The following is a 19,012-nucleotide window of genomic DNA, read 5'->3' as shown; positions in this document are numbered from 1 at the left end:
AATTCAAATCTTTATTTTTTAAAACTTATAATTCATACTTAATGCAAAACTTCTTGGTGAACCAGGTACAACCCACGAACGGTCATAACTACTTGCAATATATTCTTTATCAAAAATATTATTAACATTTAATTTCAATTTTAAATTTTTGTTAACTTGCCAATAAGAAAGTAATCCAGCTGTAGTATAATCAGGTAATTTAAAAGTATTAATATAATTCCCTTCTCTTTTTCCTACATATATAACATTACTTCCAATACCATAAGAAGAGTTATTTGATAAATCATCTTCCCACATTAAAAGAAGTGCTCCACTGTGTTTAGGAACATTTGATAAAGCTTTACCTTCTAAGTTTACAACTTCTCCAGTTGCCCAATCAACAGCACCACCAGTATCTTTAGTAACTTCAGTATCTGTATAAGTATAGTTTGCATTGATTTTTATATGAGAGTTTAACTTTCCAGATATATCAAACTCTATACCTTGACTTCTTACTTCACCTGCTGCAATAGAATAAACACCACTAGGATCAGAACCTGTTAATACATTCTCTTTATCTATTCTATATAAAGCTAAACTTGCTCCTAAGTCTTTATTATCTGATTCAAATTTCAGACCTGTTTCTAAAGAGATTCCTTCTTCTGCTTCAAAGGTATTTCCATTTTTATCTAAACCAGTGTTTGGTCTAAATGATTTTCCAGAAGTAGCATACCAAGACCAATTAGGATTAATAAGATAAGTTAAGCCTATTCTAGGAGATAAGGCATAATCATTTTGAGAATAAGTGATACCTTTTTTATATTCTTCTAATTGAGTATCAATTTTATCATATCTTAAACCAACAAGTAATCTCCATGAATCAGATAAAGCTAATTCATCTTGTGCAAAAAACGCCATTCCTCTTTGCACTTGATTTTCATCTCTTATAATATTACCTTTTCCTGTAGCTAAAGTAGTATATGTTGGATTACCTCTTATATTATCCATTCTTACTGTATTATTTAAATTATATAAAGCAAAATCTAACTCATAACGATATGTTTCCATACCAAATAAAAGAGTATTTTTTAAACCTTTTATAGTTGAAACATTTTTTACATCTGCTTGCAAAGAAATATCATCTGACTCAAAGTCTTTATATCTAGAACAAGCATCAAAGAATCAGTAGTAACATTTACAAAAGGTTTTACCTCAGCACCAGTTCCTTTAAAATCTCCAGTTTTATAGGCTAAACCAATTTTTGTACTCCAATTATTAGAAAAATCATGTTCTAGCTTTAATTGATGTGTAAAATTTTCAAGTACCATATTATCATCTTTTGGATTACCAAAAAATGTTTTATGATCAACACCATTTAAATCACCATCAAAGGCAACTATCCCTCTATCAAAAGGAGCTTCTTGTCTAATATATTCACCCATATATGTTAAATGGGTATTGTCATTTAATAGCCAAAGAAATGAAGGTGCTACAACATATCTTTCACTCTCAATATGATCACGGAAACTTTTTTTATTTTCAGCTGCTACATTTAAACGATAAGCAAAAGATTCACTTAAAGGTCCTGTTAAATCTGCTGATAGTCTATAAAAATCATCACTTCCAACCATAGTTGTAATAGAATTTTCATTGGTAAATTTTGGTTGTTTTGTAACAATATTTATTGTTCCACCAGGTTCAGTATTTCCATAAAGAGATCCAGAAGGTCCTTTTAAAACCTCAATACTTTCAATATTTGCTGCATCACGAGGAGCATTATATCCTCTATTATCAGCAAAACCATTTTTTAGCATACTTATTCCTGTATTTTCATGCCCTGAAAAACCTCTAATAGAAAAGTTATCCCATACTCCCCCAAAATTATTTTGTCTTGAAATCCCACTAACATAGTCTAATGTATTATCAAGACTTACCATCCCCATATCATTTAAGATATCATCTGTAACTATTTGAACAGATTGTGATGTTTCTAAAAGGGGAGTATTTGTTCGAGTAACAGAAGTAGCTTCTGTTTTGTAGTAAGACTGTTTATTCTCATCTGAATCACTTACAATTGTTACATCAGATAAAGAAACATTATCAGTTTTTGTTCCAGCTGAAAGCATTATATTAGGAGCCAATATAAAAGATGCTGCTAATATCGAAAAAACTTTTTTGTGCATATTTTTCCTTGTATTTATTTCTTGTAAACTTTTTGCAAAGGCAGAATAGTAGCAAATTTTACTTAACAGATACTTAATTTTGATAATTATTATTAGTACTGATATGTTCTTATGTTTATAAATTTTGTTGTATATTAGATATGGAAGTTATAAAACTAAAAAAGTTTGCTTGTTCTTAATAGAAAGTAAAAAGTCTAGAGGAAATTTGGAAGATATAACAAGCAGAAAAGATACTGCTTGTTATAGTTATTTACTATTTTTTAAAAGGTAATTCAAAAGAGATAGTTACTTCTGAAAAAGTTTTCCCTTTATGTAAATCAAAACACTCTTTTGCAAATTTTGCAAAAGATTCACTCATACTATAATCTAAGATATCAATGACTCCACTTGCTGCTACTTTATTATCTTTTACACTATATTCCATAGGAATATTTTTTGTTACTTCATTCATTGTTAAATTAAGTGTTAACTTACTCATTTTTTCATCAACACTAGATATTGAAGCTAAAATTTTTTCTGAACTTTTTAAAGAAAAAAGTGTACTTACCATACTTTTATTTCTTACTTCTAAACCTGAATCTAAGCTTGAAGTATTAATTTTTACTTTTGCACTTTTTAAAAACTTCACAAAATCATCACTTTTTGTAGTTTTTAACTCTACGTCTTTAAATGTACCAGATACACCAACTTTTTTGTCTGTTTTATATCCTATCCAACCTACTTTTAAATCACCATTTAACTCATATGCATTTAATGATAAAGATGCAAATAAGAAAAGAATACTAAGAACTAATTTTGTTTTCATGTCAACTCCTTTTGAACTATCTTATTAGATTAAATATTTATTTGAGCTAATGTTACAAAACTAAATATTTTTTTTATAATTAATATTACTATTGTATATTAAGAACAACAAGAACTTCCACTACAACAATTTGTTTTAACTTCTTTTTTCTCTTTAAACTTTTCTTCACTTGAACAACTATTATCACTACAAGAGTTATCTTCACATACAGATTCTTTTGGTTTATCTTTTATAGTTCTTAGTATTCTCATTGAGTTAAAGATTGCCAATAATGCAACTCCAACATCTGCAAATATAGCTTCTTTCATACTAATCATTGCTCCAGCACCAAGAGCTAAGAAAGCAACTTTAATAGCCATAATAAATACAATATTTTGATATACAATCAATTTTGTTTTTTTAGCAATTTTAATTGCATCACTTATTGATTTAATATTATCATTTAAAATTACAACATCAGCAGATTTAACAGCAATATCACTACCAACTCCACCCATAGCAAAACCTACATCTGAATTTGCTAGTGTTGGAGCATCATTTATTCCATCTCCCACAAAAGCGGTTGCTTTGTTTGTATCTTTTTTTATAGCTTCAAAATTTGATAATTTATCTTGAGGAAGAAGTTCATATTTAACTTCATCTATTCCTAAAAGATTTGCAACATTAAGTGCAACATCTTTTTTATCTCCTGTAAGCATATATGTTTTTTCAATGCCTAAGTTTTTAAGTTCTGCTATTACCTCTTTTGCTTCTACTTTTATAATATCACTTACTACAATATATCCAGCAAAATTTGAATCAATAGAAATAAATACTACATTTAATTCTTCTTCTATATTTTTATCTACTTTTATGCCAAATTTTTCTAATAATCTATCATTACCAATTAAAACTTCTTTTGAATCAATTTGTGCTTTTATTCCTAAACCACTTAATTCTTCATGCAATCCTATTGCTTTTGAATCAATCTCTTTGCCATATGAAGAAACTATTGATTTTGCAATTGGATGAGTTGAAAAACTCTCTGCATATGCTGCAATTTTTAAAAGCTCATCTTCATCTATACCAAAGGCTTTTACTTTTGTTACTTCAAATACTCCATGAGTAAGAGTTCCTGTTTTATCAAAAATAATATTTTCTATCTCTGTTAATTTTTCTATATAGTTTGCACCTTTAACTAAAACACCTCTTTTTGATACTGCTCCAATTGCAGAGAAAAATGATAAAGGAATAGATACAACTAAGGCACAAGGACAAGAGATAACTAAAAATACCAATGCTCTTTCAATCCAATCAGAATATAAAGCTCCTTCTATAAACATAGGAGGAATAAAGGCTAACATCACTGCAAGAATTACTACAATAGGAGTATATCTTGAAGCAAATTTAGTTATAAACTTTTCTGCTTTTGCTTTTTTAGAACTAGCTGATTCAATCATCTCAATAATCTTTGCAACTGTAGAGTCTTTATATAAAGATTGCACCTTTACATAAGTAGCATTTGAAAGATTTATAAAACCACTTAAAACTTGATCATCTTGTTTTACAGTTTTAGGTTTAAACTCTCCTGTAATAGCACTTGTATCAAAAGAACAAGAGCTATCTAAAAGTACCCCATCAACTGGAACTTTTTCCCCCACTTTTACTAATATAGTATCACCAATTTTAACTTCATCTGGAGATTTTTGAACTACATTTTCACCCTCTTTAACATTTGCAAATTCTGGTTTTATATCAATAAGTGAGTTTATACTATCCCTTGAATTATTAACTGCAACGGCTTGGAACATTTCACCTACTTGATAAAAGATCATTACAGCAATACCTTCAACATACTCTCCCAACCCAAAGGCACCAATTGTTGCAATTGACATTAAAAAGTGTTCATCAAATAGTTTTCCACTAAGTAAGTTTTTCCCTGCTTTAGATAATACATCCCATCCAACTAAAAAATATGCTAATAGATAAATTGCTAACTGTAAAATCTCATTTTGAATATAGTTATAAGAAATATATGTTAATACAATAGATACTAAGGTAATAACTAAAAGCTTTTTATCAAGTAGTTGCCAAAAAGTTCTTTGACTTTTATCTTCATCTCTTGAAATAACTACTTCTTTCTCTATATTTTGAATCTCTTTTTCTATTTTGTCTAATAAGTTTTCACTTGTATTTTGCTCAAAACTCAAAGTTGATGTTGAGAAATTAAGCCTTACATTTGATAATTCATCTAATTCATTTAATCTTTTTTCTATCTTACCTGCACAATTAGCGCAATCTAAATTTTGTAATTTTACTTTTTGCATAATTATTCCTCTTAACCTTTTACTATATGCTCTAAGCCCATATCGTATATTTTTTTGATGTGTTCATCGTCAAGTGAATAGTACATTTGTTTTCCCTCACGTCTAGGTTTAACAATTTTTGAATTTTTTAATACTCTTAATTGATGGGAAACCGCTGACTGACTTACATTTATAAGTTCACTTATAGCTCCAACACATAACTCTTCTTCTTTTAATACTGAAATAATTTTTATTCTTGTTGTATCAGCATATGCCTTGAAAAGTTCTGCAACATCATATAAAGTCTCTTCATTAATCAATGTTTTCTTTACTTTTTTTACTTCATTTGAATGGTCACAACACTCATTACTCATTTTAAATTCCTTTATATGTACATATGAATAAGCAATCATATGTAATATAAACTTAAAACTTAATTAGTTTATAAAGAAAATATTAATAATATAAATTATTATGAAATGTATATCTTGTGAAACCTTTAGTCTAAATATTATATGTAAAACTTGTCAAAAGAAGCTATTAACACCCTCTTTTCATAAAAGAGAACTAGAAGATGGTTTTTATAATTATTCTTTTTACTCTTTTACAGAGATTGAAGATTTTTTAACTTCAAAATATTATTTTCATGGAGATAGAGTATTTAATACTTTAGGCAAACTATCTTTTAAAAGATTTGCACAAAATTTCAAATTTGAGCAATTGGTTTATTCTATAGCTATAGATGAGCACACTAGGCATGAGTTTTCTCAAACTGCCATTTTATCAAAACATCTAAAATCAGAATATATAAAACCACTATATGGAAAATGTAAAGCAACAAATATAGTCAAATATGCAGGTCGAAATTTAAAATTTAGAAAGAAAAATAAAAGGAAATTTGATATTAAAGTATCAAATAAAACTATAATTTTAATAGATGATTTAATAACAACAGGAACAACAATACTTGAAGCAAAAAAGGCTTGTGAAGAAAAAAACAATCAAGTTTTATTTTCTTTAACCCTAGCTGATGCAAAAATTTAGTATAATCTCATTTTTTTAAAGGATATAATTTTGGTTGGAATTATCGATTATAATATGGGAAATCTTGCTTCAGTTTACAATGCCTGTCATCTACTTGATGAAAAAGCCACTTTTGTAAAAGACCCTAATGAATTAAAAAACTTTGATAGAATTATTTTACCAGGTGTTGGTGCTTTTGGTGATGCAATGCAAAACCTAAATGAAACAGGTATGAAAGAAGCAATTTACGAATTTGCAAAAAGTGGAAAACCTATGATTGGTATTTGCCTTGGAATGCAACTTCTTTTTGAAAGTTCTGAAGAGTTTGGAAATAATGAAGGTTTAGGTTTAATAGATGGGAAAGTTGTAAAATTTGACAAATCAAAAATGCATGAAGATACAAAAGTTCCTCATATGGGTTGGAATGTAATTAAAACTTCAAATGAACACACACTATTTGAAGGCTTAACTAATCCATATTTATATTTTGTACACTCATACCATGCAGTTACAGATCCTAAAAATGTAATTGGAACTACAGAGTATGGATATGACTTTGTAAGTGCCGTACACAAACAGAACGTTTATGGGTTTCAACCACATCCAGAAAAATCACACGATAATGGATTAAAAATACTTAAAAATTTTATGAATATTAAATAGGAGAACTTATTAAAATGGACATTTTACCAGCAATTGATCTTAAAGATGGAAAAGCTGTAAGACTTAGTAAAGGACTTATGGATAGTGCAAAAATCTATTCAGATGAGCCTTGGCAAGTAGCAAAAAGATTTGAAGAATTAGGAAGTAAATGGGTTCATGTTGTTGATTTAAATGGTGCATTTAAAGGCAGTCCAGCAAACTTAGAACAAATCAAAAAGATCAAAGAAAATTGTAATCTAAAAATTGAAGTTGGTGGTGGAATCAGAGATGAAGAAACTATCAAGATGTATGTTGAACTTGGAATTGATAGACTAATTTTAGGTTCGATTGCTGTAAAAGATCCACAGTTTGTAAAAGATATGGCTTCAAAATATCCAATTGCTGTTGGAATTGATGCTATGAATGGAATGGTTGCAGTTGAAGGTTGGGCAGAAGTATCAACTATGAAAGCAACTGATCTTGCTCGTGAATTTGCAAATGCTGGTGTTGAAGCAATTATTTGTACTGATATTTCTAAAGATGGAATGCTTTGTGGAGTAAATGTAGAGTTTACAGAATCGATTGCACTAGCAAGCGGTGTTGAAACTATTGCTTCTGGTGGAGTAAAAGATATCAACGATATAACTTCTTGCAAAGCAAATGGAAATATTGCAGGTGTAATCGTTGGAAAAGCTTTTTATGAAGGTACCCTTGACTTAGAAGAAGGATTTAAAGCTTTGTAGAAAACAAAAATGCCTTTAAAAAAATTCAATCCTGATAATATTTACAATAAAATTGTAAATGAAGAAGATGCCAGAGTTTGCAAAGCAATAGATGAAAATGCTTGTAAAGTTGTGCCTGGTAATTTTCTTCTTACAATTATTAGCTACTTTTTTAATAAACTTGCAGATGCAATAGCAAATGCAAAAGTTGTCTTACCTTGGATAATGGAAAGTTTAAATGTTCCTGTCTTTTTAATAAGTTTTTTAGTCCCAATAAAGGAGTCTGGTTCACTCATTCCTCAACTATTTATAGCAAGTTTTATTAGAAAACTTCCTATTAGAAAATGGGTTTGGTCATTAGGAACTTTTTTACAAGCTTTATGTATGTTTGGTATAGCTCTTGTTGCTTGGAATATGGAAGGCTTAAGTGCTGGCTTTGCAATCATTGCTTTACTTACAGCTTTAAGTTTATCAAGAGGTTTATGCTCTGTTGCAGCAAAAGACGTTCTTGGAAAAACTATTCCAAAAACAAGACGTGGAGCATTAAATGGTTTGTCTGGAATGCTTGCTGGTTTACTTGTTGTTGTCTTAGGCGTTTACTTTTTACTAAATGGTGAAAAACCTTTTATGGCTCAACACTTTGGAGTTTTACTTTCACTTGCAGGCTTTTTTTGGATATTAGCTTCTATTACTTATGGACAAATAAAAGAGTATCCAGGAGAAACAGCTGGTGGAGGAAATGCTTTTACAGTAGCTATAAAAGAACTTTCTATTTTAAAAACAGATAAGCCATTTAGACTTTTTGTTATTACAAGGGCTTTATTTCTTTGTTCTGTTTTATCTGCACCTTTTTTTGTAATTATAGCTCAACAAAACAGTGATTCAAATGCTTATCTTTTAGGACTATTTATTCTGTCAAGTGGTTTAGCTGATTTATTATCTGCAAATTTTTGGGGTAAATTTTCTGATGTTTCTAGTAAAAAAGTTATGATTATTGGAGCAACTATTGCAACTATTGTTGGTTTCTTAGTATCTTTTCTAGATATTTTTTATAAAGAAATTTTTACAACTATTTGGGTTATGCCTATTATCTATTTTATTTTAAGTATTGGATATCAAGGTATAAGAATAGGAAGAAAAACTTACATTACTGATTTAGCCGAAGGAAATAAAAGAACAAGTTATGTAGCTGTAAGTAATACTTTAATAGGTTTTATCCTACTTCTAAGTGGTTTAATTGGAAGTCTTAGTTCACTTATTGGTGTTGGAGGAATTATTCTGTTTTTATCTTTTGTAGGATTATTGGCTATTTATTTAGCAAAAAAACTTCCTGAAGTCCAAGAAGATTAATCGCTTTTAGGTTCTAACTTTAAGTAAATTCATAAAATTCAAAATAAAATATGTAAAAAAGTATAATTTCTTCCTTAAAGTAATATGTTAATAAAATAGTTTATGCTAATATACATAAAAATAATTTAAGTCCCTAGGAAGACAAATGAATTCTAATAAAAAGATAACTCTTATTATTTTTTCAATGGTTACACTTTTAACACTTATTATTGTGGCATTAGTTGCAATAGGTTCAAGAGAAAGTGGCTATGCGGGAGCTAAAAAAAGAGCTTATTTAACAGCGGAGATTGTAAAAAGTAGTTTAACTTCTCATATGGTAAATGGAAATATGCATCAAAGAGATGTATTTTTAGATAGTTTAGAAAGAATGGTTGAATTAAACGAATTATGGGTCACTAGATCTCCAAAAATATCTGAACAATTTGGTACTGAAGCAACTAATGAGCTTCCAAGGGACGAAATAGATAAGAAAGTTTTAAAAACAGGAAAAGAAGAAGTTGTAATTGATGAAAGCTTAAAAAACGCATCATTAAGAATAACAATACCTTATGTGGCTTCAGCAATGGATAAACCAAACTGTTTAAGTTGCCATAATGCAAAAGAAGGTGATGTTTTAGGTGCAATATCTATAAAACTTGATATACAAGAAGATAGAATATCAAATATCGCTATTTTACTTAATATTATTGCTATTGTCATTCTATTTTTAATTTTTATTTTAATTTTTATTAGCAAAAAAATTAAACCTTATACTACTTCATTTGACTCAATAACACATACTTTAAAACAAGTACATGAAGGTGATTATTCAGTAAGAGCACCTAAAGGAATACTTAAAGAAGATAAAGAAGCCTTTATGTGGTTAAATGAAATCATTGAAAAACTAGAAACTGTTTTAACAGGAATTGAAAAAAATCTTACTGCCTTTGTACATAATAGGTCAACAAACTTAAATAATGACAAACTTCTTACGGCAAAAGAGATAATTGAAGACATATCAGAAATTTATAACTTTAAAAAGACTATTGAGACAGATTTATCAAAAGAAGATATTTATTATAGATTAATACAAGTTTTAAAAGATAAACTAAAAGTTAAAGATTTTTATATCTTTGAAAATGATATACAAAAAGATGAAAGAAAAATAATTTATGGTCCAAAAGATATAAAACCATGTTGTGATTTAAGAAACGATATTAAAGAGCTTTGTAGAGCAGAAAGAACTTCTAATATCATATGTTCAGAGAATTTCCCTGAAATATGTAGAATAGCAAAATGTGAAAACTCTATAGAATACACATGCATACCATTTACAATAAATGAACAAAAATCAATCACTATTCACATTTTATGTGATAATAAAGAGTGTTCTAAACATAATAAATACCAAATCGGTATTATCAAAAAATATCTTGAAGAGACAAAGCCTATTTTAGAAAGTAGAATGTTAATGGATGTTCTAAGACAAAGAAACTTAGTTGATGGATTAACTGGACTTTATAATAGAAAGTATCTTGATGAATTTGTAGAAAAAACTATGCCAAATGAGCTTGCGCAAGATACTACTTATGCAATTATGTTCTTAGATATTGATTACTTTAAAATGATAAATGATACTTATGGACATGATGCTGGTGATGCTATCTTGCAAAAACTTTCTAAGACAATGCAAGAAAATATTTCTCCTAATGAATTTATTATAAGATTCGGTGGAGAAGAATTCTTAATTATTATGAAAAATCCAACAGAAGAGAGTGCTCAAGAATTAGCAAAAAGAATAAATGAAGAGTTTGCAAAAATTGTATTTACTTTTAATAACGAATCATTTAGTAAAACTGTAAGTATTGGATACTCATTCTTCCCTGCAGATACAGATCAATTCTGGAAATCTATTAAATATGCAGACCTTTGTCTTTATGAGGCAAAAGAAACAGGAAGAAATAAGGTAATTAGATTTACAAAAGAGATACTAAAAAATGGTGAAAAGGCTGACTACTAAAGAGTAAAGTTTAAACTTTACTCTTGCTCTTCTGTCATAGTATAATGTAGCTCCAAACCTTTACTTGTAGCTACAAAACCATTTATATTTACTTTCCCTTCATGTACCATTTTATGATGTAATTTACATAAAGGTATTAAGTTGTATTTATGATTTTGGTTTATATGTCCTATAAAGCCATCTTTATTTGCCCTTGCTTGTTCTTTTATGTGGTGAACATCATCACAAGCTCTTCCACAAATAACACAAGTAGAAGCAAAAACATCTTTATTGTATTTTGAAGTCTTCTTATGAGTTAGTCTTTCAACTTTATCATAATCATCAGTTAAACGCTTTCTAATATCATTTGCCACACTTAAAAACTCTCTATCCATATGAAGTGATTTTGCATACTCTAAACCATACATAGAAGAACCACTTCCATGTTTTAGTTTTCTATCAAAGATTAGTTTATCTTCTTCATCTTGATACATTACAGATAAGTGAAGTGAAATTATATTTTTAAGGTTTTCTATCTCTTTTATTTCTGGAAGTTGATGTAAGTGTGTTGCAAAAACAAAGATTGATTCTAATTTTGCTAGTTTTAAAATAGCACTTGCCACAATAGATAAACCACTCATTGTCTCTGTACTATGAGAGATTTCATCCCCTAAGATTAGTGACCTTTTTGATGCACGATTAAAAATATTTTTAAGTTCAAGCATTTCAACTGCAAAAGAAGAAAGCCCTTTTGCTATATTATCAGCTCCGCTAATTCTAGTAAATACAGAATCAAAAATAGAGAATCTCATTGATTTTGCTGGTACATAAAAACCTGCTTGAGCTAAAATAACTGCAATCCCAATTGATTTCATAAGTGAAGATTTACCTGAAGAGTTTATTCCATAAAGTAAAATACCATGCATTTTATTATCGAACATATTTATAGGATTTGAGTTTTTGATAATCACATTATCTTTTAACTCATCTTTTGCAAGGGATAATTCTCCTAAGATAATATCATTTGGTACATAAATCCCCTGCTCTTCATTTGCTTCAATAATTGGATGTCTAAGTTCAACTAACTCTAAAAAGTTTTCATCATCTTTAGTTTTAACTATCTTTGGACAAACATAATTGTATTTTTTTGCTGTTTTGATATTTGAAACTGTTAAATCAACCTCAGCAATAAACTGAACTAACTCTTCAAGTAGTGTTGCAAACTTCTTTTCAAATTCATTTAGTTTCTCTTTAAATACCAGTTTGTTTAGTTCAATGATTTTTCTTAGGTTATGCACATATTTATCTGAAATTTCATCTGTAAGTTTACAAGAGATTTTTACCGAAGTAGTTTGTACTTTATAGTTAAAATCTTTGAAAAGAAGTAAATCATCATCAATGATAATATGTGAGTTTGACAACTCATCTTTTATTAGGTTATATCTATTCTTTGTAAGACTTAAATAAAAACCTTCTTTATCAAGTCTATTTATACTTACAAAGTTTGAGTCTTTTGCATTTAAAATATTTAAAATATGATTCTTTATTAATTCTAGTTTTGAATATAATACTTCATTTTGTTTATTTAGTTCATCTATTTCATGGTTTATTCCATCACAAACCATATTTGACTCAACATCTTTAAGCATATATTTTCCAGAAATAGCTAAATCAAAAGTTGATTCAATAGAATCTATAAACATTTGAAGTTGAGCCAAACTACAAGGTGGAGTTATAAACTTATAGTTTTCCATGAAGGCTACTACTTCTTTTATACTAAGTAAAGAGTCATATAAATAGTTTAATTCAAAAGGATGAAGTCTTGCAAGTTTTATTCTTCTTGTTAGTCTTTCTATATCATAAATATTTGCTAATTCATTTTCAATAGGTCCATGATAATCAAATAACTCTTTTGATAAAGCAAACCTTCTTAATAACTCTTTACTATCTTTTACAGGATGAGTAAGTCTTTCTTTTAAAAGTCTTTTTCCCATTGCAGTTGACGTATTGTTAATAAGTTTTATCAAACTTGGATTGTGAGAAGTCTCTATAATATTTAATTGCTCTAATGCATTGTTTCCTAAGTAAATATATTTTGAAACATCAAGTTTTATTGGAAGTGAAAGCTTTTGAACAATATTTGAATCATGCCCTATAACAAAATCAATAAGTATTGCTAAACTTTGAGAACTAAGGGGAACTCTTTCCATATCAAGATGTTCAATTGCCGTAAGTAATGATTCTACTGCAAAAACATTTTTAAACAGTTCATTTTGATAATTAATCTTTGGAATAAATGTTCCAATATGAAAAGTCTTTAATTTTAATTCTAGGTAATCTATTACCTCTTTTTGATTTATATTTTTATCTGCAAAAGTTATGACTACTTCATTTGTACGATGCATATTCATATAATTAAATACTTCATCTAATGCATAAAATTTATCTTCACTTGTACCATGTACTTCATTGTAATAGCACTTTCCTGTTGTTACATCAATTGCAGAATAACCTACTAGATAAATACCTTTTATTTGATCTACAACAAGGGAAGTGATATTATTTTCATCTTGGTCAAGTACAAAATCAAAGTTAGTACCTGGACTTACAACTGTATCAAGGTATCTAGATACTTTTGGAGGAAGTCCTTTTTGTCTTATGATTACTACTGTGTACTTTTGTTCTGCAATGATTCTTGCAAGATGTTTTTCTAAAGAGATTGCAGGTACTCCTGCCATAATTGGGTTTTCAGCAGAGTTTTCTAAAATAGATTTATTTTTTCTAGTTAATTGAATATTTAATAGTTCAGCTATCTCTTTAGCTTTCCCTATTTGTTCTTCATCATTATTTACTTCATATACTTCAAAAAAGGTACCTATTTCCATAAGTACTACAGTATTTTCTCCATACTTTTTTTCAAAAAGCCGTTGAAGCTTAAAGTAAGTAATGGTAAGTAAGGTTTTCTTTTCGTCTAATAAGGCTTGAACTTCTTCTCTCAAAACTATTTTTTCACTCCAGTCCAGTCTCTAATTAATGTTCTTTGTTCTCTTGTTAAATTTGCATCTTCATGAGCTTTTATATATGAAGCTAATGGCATAGAAGCATATGCTGTTCTAAAAATAGCTTTCATTTTTTCTTCTTTTTTCTCATCACTGTATGTTTCCCAAATTGAGAAATTAAGTGCTTTTCTACCATTTGTAACATGAGAATCAATTATCCAAGAAAAAGGAGCAATATGTGAATACCAAGGCCAATTTGTAGAATTAGAGTGACAATCATAACAAGCAGATTTAAAGATAGTTTTTATTTCTGATGGAGTCTTCATCTCTAAATTGGGGTTTGTTTCACTATTTATTTTATCTGTTTGTATAAATTGTATTACAATAAATACTACTAAGAATATTAAAAGCGTTTTTTTCATACTTCCTAATCCATAAATAAATTGTATGGTCTTTTTAACTCCTCTATAAAATTTAAAACAGAGATATTCCTTCCCTCTCTTTTAAACTCTTTTGAGTCAAAAAATACCAAAATAGTTGGTATAGAAAATACCGAAAAATTGCTTGCTATCTCTTTATAAATGTCAGCTTTTACTTCATAAGTTTCAATTTTAGGTAAGTGAAGATTTACTTGTTGTTCTATTTTAGGTTTAAGTGCTTTGCATACTGAACAATTTTCACCTGAAAAATATATAAGTACAGCATCAACTGTACTTATTATATTTTTAGTTTCTTCCAAACTATTAAGACTCTTCATTGGCTACTTTTTTGTGTTCTTTAATTTTTTCTAATACTTTCTCTTCTTCTTCTTTGATTAGTTTTTCTACATCATTTTCAGGATTTTTATGATCTTTTCTATTTACAAAAATGTCATGCCTACTTAAACTAATCCCTTTCATATGAGTTAATGGGAAAGCAAAAGCTATACCTTTTCCTGTTGTAGTAATATGTAAAGAATGAATAATAGATTTAATAACTGGGTTTACTAAACTTTGAGGTAATAAGAATAGTAATAAGGCATCATTAGCTTCAAATGATGTTCTATAGAAGTTATCAATTTGTCCTAAACCAATTCCATCTGCTCTAAGAACTGTAACACCAGGAGCACCTGCTTTATTTGCAGCTTGAATTGCATCAATTTTTTTATCTTTTGGTACAATAATTACAACAGCTGAGAAGTCCATTGGTAAAGAGTGTCTTCTATCACTTCCATCAATATTTACAGTTGCTAAATCCATATTTTCTGCGTCAATAAGTGCATCTTTTAAGATATTTGCAGCTTCTATTTCAGTATCAGATTTAACACCAAGTTTTTCAGTGATAATTCCATATAGCATAACTGTTATCATTGGAAAAAGTGAAGCAAAAGCTATAAGCCCAAAACCATCAATTAAAGGACTTCTACCTTCAATATTTGTTGCAAGTCCAATACCAAGTGCAGCAACAAGTGGAACTGTTACAGTTGAAGTTGTAACCCCACCACTATCATAAGCGATTGGAATAATATATTTTGGTGCAAACCACGTTAATGTAATAACTAATATATATCCAAAAATAATATAGTAGTGAATATGTCCACCATCAACAATTCTAAATGCACCAAGAGCAATACCTATTGCAACACCAAAAGCAACAAAAATTCTTAAAGCAAAATCGTTGATTTTACCATCACTTATCTCTTTTGCTTTTTTTGCAATAGCCATAAGTGCTGGTTCTGCCATTGTTGTTGAAAAACCAATAGCAAAAGCAAAAGCATAAATTACAAAAACAGAATCTCTTTTTGTAAGTTGGTAAGCCATTGTTTCACCAAGGGTGAATAATCCCATTTCTAACCCAAGGATAAAAGCATATAAACCAACAACTACTAATGCGAATCCAAATATTACTGTTTTTAAGTTATCAATTCTTTTTTTAATTACTCCATATTGGAAAAATAGAATAATTAATAAAATAGGAGCAACATCTTTTATAACAGAGCCTAAGCCATGAATTATAGACTCAATAGTTATAGTAGTAGAAACTGATACATTAGCTTCAATAACAACTTGTGCAACTTCTTTAGCATCCACAAGATTATAAACTGCAATTCCATAAATTTGTACAAATATCATTGGAGTTAATGAAGCAAAAGCAATTAAACCAAAACCATCAATTACAGGATTTCTTCCTTTAATTGAAGATGCTAATCCAATTCCAAGTGCAGCAACTAAAGGTACAGTTACCGTTGATGTAGTTACTCCACCTAAATCATAGGCTAAACCAATAATCTCTTTTGGAGCAAAAAATGTTACACCTACAACTAAAATATATCCTGCGATAATATAATAGTGAATTCCGTGACCTTTATAGATTCTAAATACACCAAGAAGAATTGCAAAACCAACTGAACCTGCAACAACTAATCTTAAAATAGTAGCATCAATTCTACCACTTGAAATAGATGCTGCTTTATCGGCAATTACAGCAAGTGCTGGTTCTGCTATTGTTGTACCAAAACCAATTAAAAATCCAAAAATAAGAACCCAAACCATTGAACCATTTTTTGCAAAGTCTCTAGCTAATCCTTCTCCAATAGGAAATATTCCTATTTCTAGACCTTGTAAGAAAATCGCAAGTCCAACTCCTACTATACCTAAACCAATAGCAGTAGATACCCAACCTTCTGGTACTGCTTGAATAATAGCTAATTGAAAGAATAAGATAACTATTATTATTGGTAATAAATCCCTAAATGACTCTTTTAATAACTTTAAAAAAAAGTTAAATTGCATCATACTTCAACTCCCCCTATAGACTTTCTGAACTTATTTAGTTCAGTACTTTGACCAACTACAACCAATATATCTCCTTCATCAATTTTATGATTTATTCCTTTTGAATTAAAAATAAACTTCTCCCCTAATTCTTTATCCATTGTACCAATAAGTAAAATATTGTACTTTTTATGAATAGTTATATCTTTTAAAAGTTTTCCATTTAAAATAGAATCTTTTTTTACATATATTTCTGAAATATTTAAATCTGATTTACTAAATAAAATTTCATCTAAAACTTTTAACATCAAAGGTTTAGTCATATATCTAAATATTCTTTGAGCTGTAAGTTCATTTGGATTTAATATTTTTGTGGCACCAGCAATTATTAGTTTTTTTGCTTCGGCTTTTGTTTTTGAAGTTGAAATAATTTTTAAATTTTTATCTAGATTTCTAGCTGATAAAGTTACAAAAAGGTTGTGTTTATTACTATTGCTAACACAAAATAAAGAATCAACATTTTTACCAATTCCAATTTCTATTAATTCATTATCATTTAAAAGTGTTGAAGTTATAACTTCATATCCATCTTTTTTAGCTTTAATAATTTGTTCTTCTTCAAAACTTATTATAATAATTTTATAAGCCTTTTCTTCTAAGACTTTTGCTATTTTAGATCCTAATATAGAATATCCATAGATAACAACACTTTTTTTCATTTTTCTCTTTTAAATTTTTTTGATAATAAGTCACTTCTTAAATCTTTTAGTGATTCTTTAAAACCAATTACAATTAATATATCTTTTTCTTTTAGCGTATAATTTACATTTATAGGATTAAAAATAAAATTATATCTATTTGAATTATTTATTATACCAATTAGAGTTAAATTATAGTTTTCAAAGTTGATTAAATTTATACTTTTATCAATAATATCCATCTCTTCAACAATTTCTATCTCATCAACTTCAGCAGAAAGTTCATCATTTAATAAAATACCATCTACTGCTTCAAATGCAACTGGTTGTCCAATATATTCTCCTGCAACATATGCACTTATCTCATTTGAATTTATTGTAAAATCAGCTCCTGCAAGTCTTAATTTATTTTCTACTTCTTGGTCATTTACTAAGGTTATAATTTTAATCTTTCTATCTAATGCTCTTGCACCTAAAACAATAGAAAGATTTGTAGCGTCATCTTCATATAGAGTAATAATAGTAGAAGCTCCATTGCCTACTCCAATTTTCTTTAGAAAATCCATATTTGTAGGGTCATCTAAAATTGCTAATAAATTATCATTTTGGGCAAAACTTATATTCTTTTCATTATCATCAACTATTAAAACTTTTTTCTTATGTTTTGTAAGCTCTCTTACCAAATTTTTTGCCATAATACTGTAGCCACAAATTATCACAAATTCAGTTAGTTTATTAACTTCATTTTCAACTCTATTCTTTTTTATTGTTTCCATTCTTTGTGCTAGAGCTGTTGTTACAATAGAAGTACTAAAAGCAATAACTAAAAAACCATTTATTACAAGTACTAAAGTAACAAACTTTCCTTCAGGAGTAATAGGAACAATATCACCATAACCAACTGTTGAAATTGTAATTAAAGACCAATAAACTGCATCAAAAAAGTTATTAACTTGGTCATTTACACCAGAAGGACCTTCATATACAAACATAATTGTTGAACCAAAAAATATTACAATACCACTTAAAATTGCTAAAGTATATAATTCAAACTTTCTCTCAACAAAAATACTTAAAAACTCTTTTAAAGAGTTGGTATATCTAATGATTTTAAATAATCTAAATAATAAAAATATTCTTAAAACTCTAAGAGGTCTATATGCAGGAAGGATTGCTAATAAGTCAATTATTGACATGGGAGAAAAAATAAATTCAAGCTTTTCTTTAAAAGCTTTTTTTAAAGATTTTGAGAGTTTATATTTTTTTGCTAAAAAAAGTGATTCTTCATAGTCTAATATTACTCTTTTTCTTACATCACTATAAACCCAGAGTCTTCCAATCCATTCGAAAAGAAAGACAACTATTGCAAAATATTCATAACTATTTAAAACATCGACTTTTGTATGATTTACTTCATAAATTAAGATTCCAATAGTACTTAAAACTAAGAAAATCATACAAAAATCGAAATATTTTTTGTATTTGTAGTGATTATTTTCAAGTATATTTCTTGTAAACTCTTTAAAAGAAGTATACTTAAGTGAAGAGTCTAATTTATAAAAACCATTTACTATACTATTTTTCATATATTTTAC

16 protein-coding genes are annotated in these 19,012 nt (G+C 28.3%); 5 read left to right on the top strand and 11 right to left on the bottom strand.

The window, feature by feature from the left end:
* Positions 1-18 precede the first annotated feature (18 nt).
* The 5 genes from CRV01_RS13830 to CRV01_RS03830 form a co-directional block, all read right to left on the bottom strand.
* Positions 19-1,110, bottom strand: a complete 1,092-nt coding sequence (locus CRV01_RS13830) for a TonB-dependent siderophore receptor (RefSeq protein ID WP_258238307.1) — start codon at positions 1,108-1,110, stop codon at positions 19-21.
* Positions 1,095-2,162, bottom strand: a complete 1,068-nt coding sequence (locus CRV01_RS13825; RefSeq protein WP_258238306.1) for a TonB-dependent siderophore receptor — start codon at positions 2,160-2,162, stop codon at positions 1,095-1,097. The genes CRV01_RS13830 and CRV01_RS13825 overlap by 16 nt, the downstream gene beginning before the upstream one ends.
* Before the next feature lie 253 nt (positions 2,163-2,415).
* Positions 2,416-2,967, bottom strand: a complete 552-nt coding sequence (locus tag CRV01_RS03840) for a YceI family protein (RefSeq protein ID WP_129006927.1) — start codon at positions 2,965-2,967, stop codon at positions 2,416-2,418.
* Positions 2,968-3,065: 98 nt separating this feature from the next.
* Positions 3,066-5,273 carry a heavy metal translocating P-type ATPase gene (locus tag CRV01_RS03835; RefSeq protein WP_129006926.1) on the bottom strand — a complete coding sequence of 736 codons (2,208 nt, stop codon included), beginning with the start codon at positions 5,271-5,273 and terminating at the stop codon, positions 3,066-3,068.
* 11 nt (positions 5,274-5,284) lie between these two features.
* Complete coding sequence (locus CRV01_RS03830; RefSeq protein WP_129006925.1) at positions 5,285-5,626, bottom strand: helix-turn-helix transcriptional regulator; 342 nt, start codon at positions 5,624-5,626, stop codon at positions 5,285-5,287.
* 100 nt (positions 5,627-5,726) lie between these two features.
* Between CRV01_RS03830 and CRV01_RS03825 the strand changes: the two genes are divergently transcribed.
* The 5 genes from CRV01_RS03825 (at position 5,727) to CRV01_RS03805 (ending at position 10,988) form a co-directional block, all read left to right on the top strand.
* Positions 5,727-6,296, top strand: a complete 570-nt coding sequence (locus CRV01_RS03825; protein ID WP_129006924.1) for a phosphoribosyltransferase — start codon at positions 5,727-5,729, stop codon at positions 6,294-6,296.
* Positions 6,297-6,326: 30 nt separating this feature from the next.
* Positions 6,327-6,938 (top strand): imidazole glycerol phosphate synthase subunit HisH, encoded by a 612-nt coding sequence (gene hisH / locus CRV01_RS03820; RefSeq protein ID WP_129006923.1) that lies wholly within the window; start codon positions 6,327-6,329, stop codon positions 6,936-6,938.
* A 14-nt stretch (positions 6,939-6,952) separates the two neighbouring features.
* Positions 6,953-7,660, top strand: a complete 708-nt coding sequence (gene hisA / locus CRV01_RS03815; RefSeq protein ID WP_129006922.1) for a 1-(5-phosphoribosyl)-5-[(5-phosphoribosylamino)methylideneamino]imidazole-4-carboxamide isomerase — start codon at positions 6,953-6,955, stop codon at positions 7,658-7,660.
* 9 nt (positions 7,661-7,669) lie between these two features.
* A complete protein-coding gene (locus CRV01_RS03810; protein ID WP_129006921.1) occupies positions 7,670-8,989 on the top strand; it encodes an MFS transporter in 1,320 nt (439 codons plus the stop codon).
* Positions 8,990-9,134: 145 nt separating this feature from the next.
* Complete coding sequence (locus CRV01_RS03805) at positions 9,135-10,988, top strand: GGDEF domain-containing protein (RefSeq protein WP_129006920.1); 1,854 nt, start codon at positions 9,135-9,137, stop codon at positions 10,986-10,988.
* Positions 10,989-11,005: 17 nt separating this feature from the next.
* On the opposite strand, the gene CRV01_RS03800 is transcribed toward CRV01_RS03805, so the two are convergent.
* Genes CRV01_RS03800 through CRV01_RS03775 form a run of 6 tightly spaced genes read right to left on the bottom strand, consistent with a single transcriptional unit; the run spans position 11,006 to position 19,003 of the window.
* Positions 11,006-13,966 (bottom strand): DNA mismatch repair protein, encoded by a 2,961-nt coding sequence (locus CRV01_RS03800; RefSeq protein ID WP_129006919.1) that lies wholly within the window; start codon positions 13,964-13,966, stop codon positions 11,006-11,008.
* 2 nt (positions 13,967-13,968) lie between these two features.
* Entirely contained in the window at positions 13,969-14,388 is a 420-nt protein-coding gene (locus tag CRV01_RS03795) for a heme-binding domain-containing protein (protein ID WP_129006918.1), read from the bottom strand.
* Positions 14,389-14,393: 5 nt separating this feature from the next.
* Positions 14,394-14,723: a co-chaperone YbbN gene (locus CRV01_RS03790; protein ID WP_129006917.1), complete on the bottom strand. Its 330-nt coding sequence runs from the start codon at positions 14,721-14,723 to the stop codon at positions 14,394-14,396.
* A complete protein-coding gene (locus CRV01_RS03785) occupies positions 14,710-16,740 on the bottom strand; it encodes a DUF1538 domain-containing protein (protein ID WP_129006916.1) in 2,031 nt (676 codons plus the stop codon). Before CRV01_RS03785 ends, CRV01_RS03790 begins: the two co-directional genes overlap by 14 nt.
* Positions 16,737-17,438: a TrkA family potassium uptake protein gene (locus CRV01_RS03780; protein WP_129006915.1), complete on the bottom strand. Its 702-nt coding sequence runs from the start codon at positions 17,436-17,438 to the stop codon at positions 16,737-16,739. Before CRV01_RS03780 ends, CRV01_RS03785 begins: the two co-directional genes overlap by 4 nt.
* On the bottom strand, positions 17,435-19,003 hold the full coding sequence (locus tag CRV01_RS03775) for an NAD-binding protein (protein WP_129006914.1): 1,569 nt from the start codon (positions 19,001-19,003) through the stop codon (positions 17,435-17,437). The genes CRV01_RS03780 and CRV01_RS03775 overlap by 4 nt, the downstream gene beginning before the upstream one ends.
* Positions 19,004-19,012: the final 9 nt, after the last annotated feature.

Source organism: Arcobacter sp. CECT 8983, from assembly GCF_004118855.1.
In the GTDB taxonomy this organism is placed as follows: Bacteria; Campylobacterota; Campylobacteria; order Campylobacterales; family Arcobacteraceae; genus Halarcobacter.
The sequence above is the reverse complement of the archived record's forward strand: the minus strand, read 5'-3'. Positions and strand labels throughout refer to the sequence as shown.

Excerpts from the sequence above, each read along its gene's own strand:
- CRV01_RS13825 (WP_258238306.1), bottom strand. The coding sequence starts at position 2,162 with ATGCACAAAAAAGTTTTTTCGATATTAGCAGCATCTTTTATATTGGCT.
- CRV01_RS03840 (WP_129006927.1), bottom strand. The coding sequence starts at position 2,967 with ATGAAAACAAAATTAGTTCTTAGTATTCTTTTCTTATTTGCATCTTTA.
- CRV01_RS03835 (WP_129006926.1), bottom strand. The coding sequence starts at position 5,273 with ATGCAAAAAGTAAAATTACAAAATTTAGATTGCGCTAATTGTGCAGGT.
- CRV01_RS03830 (WP_129006925.1), bottom strand. The coding sequence starts at position 5,626 with ATGAGTAATGAGTGTTGTGACCATTCAAATGAAGTAAAAAAAGTAAAG.
- CRV01_RS03825 (WP_129006924.1), top strand. The coding sequence starts at position 5,727 with ATGAAATGTATATCTTGTGAAACCTTTAGTCTAAATATTATATGTAAA.
- hisA (WP_129006922.1), top strand. The coding sequence starts at position 6,953 with ATGGACATTTTACCAGCAATTGATCTTAAAGATGGAAAAGCTGTAAGA.
- CRV01_RS03810 (WP_129006921.1), top strand. The coding sequence starts at position 7,670 with ATGCCTTTAAAAAAATTCAATCCTGATAATATTTACAATAAAATTGTA.
- CRV01_RS03805 (WP_129006920.1), top strand. The coding sequence starts at position 9,135 with ATGAATTCTAATAAAAAGATAACTCTTATTATTTTTTCAATGGTTACA.
- CRV01_RS03795 (WP_129006918.1), bottom strand. The coding sequence starts at position 14,388 with ATGAAAAAAACGCTTTTAATATTCTTAGTAGTATTTATTGTAATACAA.
- CRV01_RS03790 (WP_129006917.1), bottom strand. The coding sequence starts at position 14,723 with ATGAAGAGTCTTAATAGTTTGGAAGAAACTAAAAATATAATAAGTACA.
- CRV01_RS03785 (WP_129006916.1), bottom strand. The coding sequence starts at position 16,740 with ATGATGCAATTTAACTTTTTTTTAAAGTTATTAAAAGAGTCATTTAGG.
- CRV01_RS03780 (WP_129006915.1), bottom strand. The coding sequence starts at position 17,438 with ATGAAAAAAAGTGTTGTTATCTATGGATATTCTATATTAGGATCTAAA.
- CRV01_RS03775 (WP_129006914.1), bottom strand. The coding sequence starts at position 19,003 with ATGAAAAATAGTATAGTAAATGGTTTTTATAAATTAGACTCTTCACTT.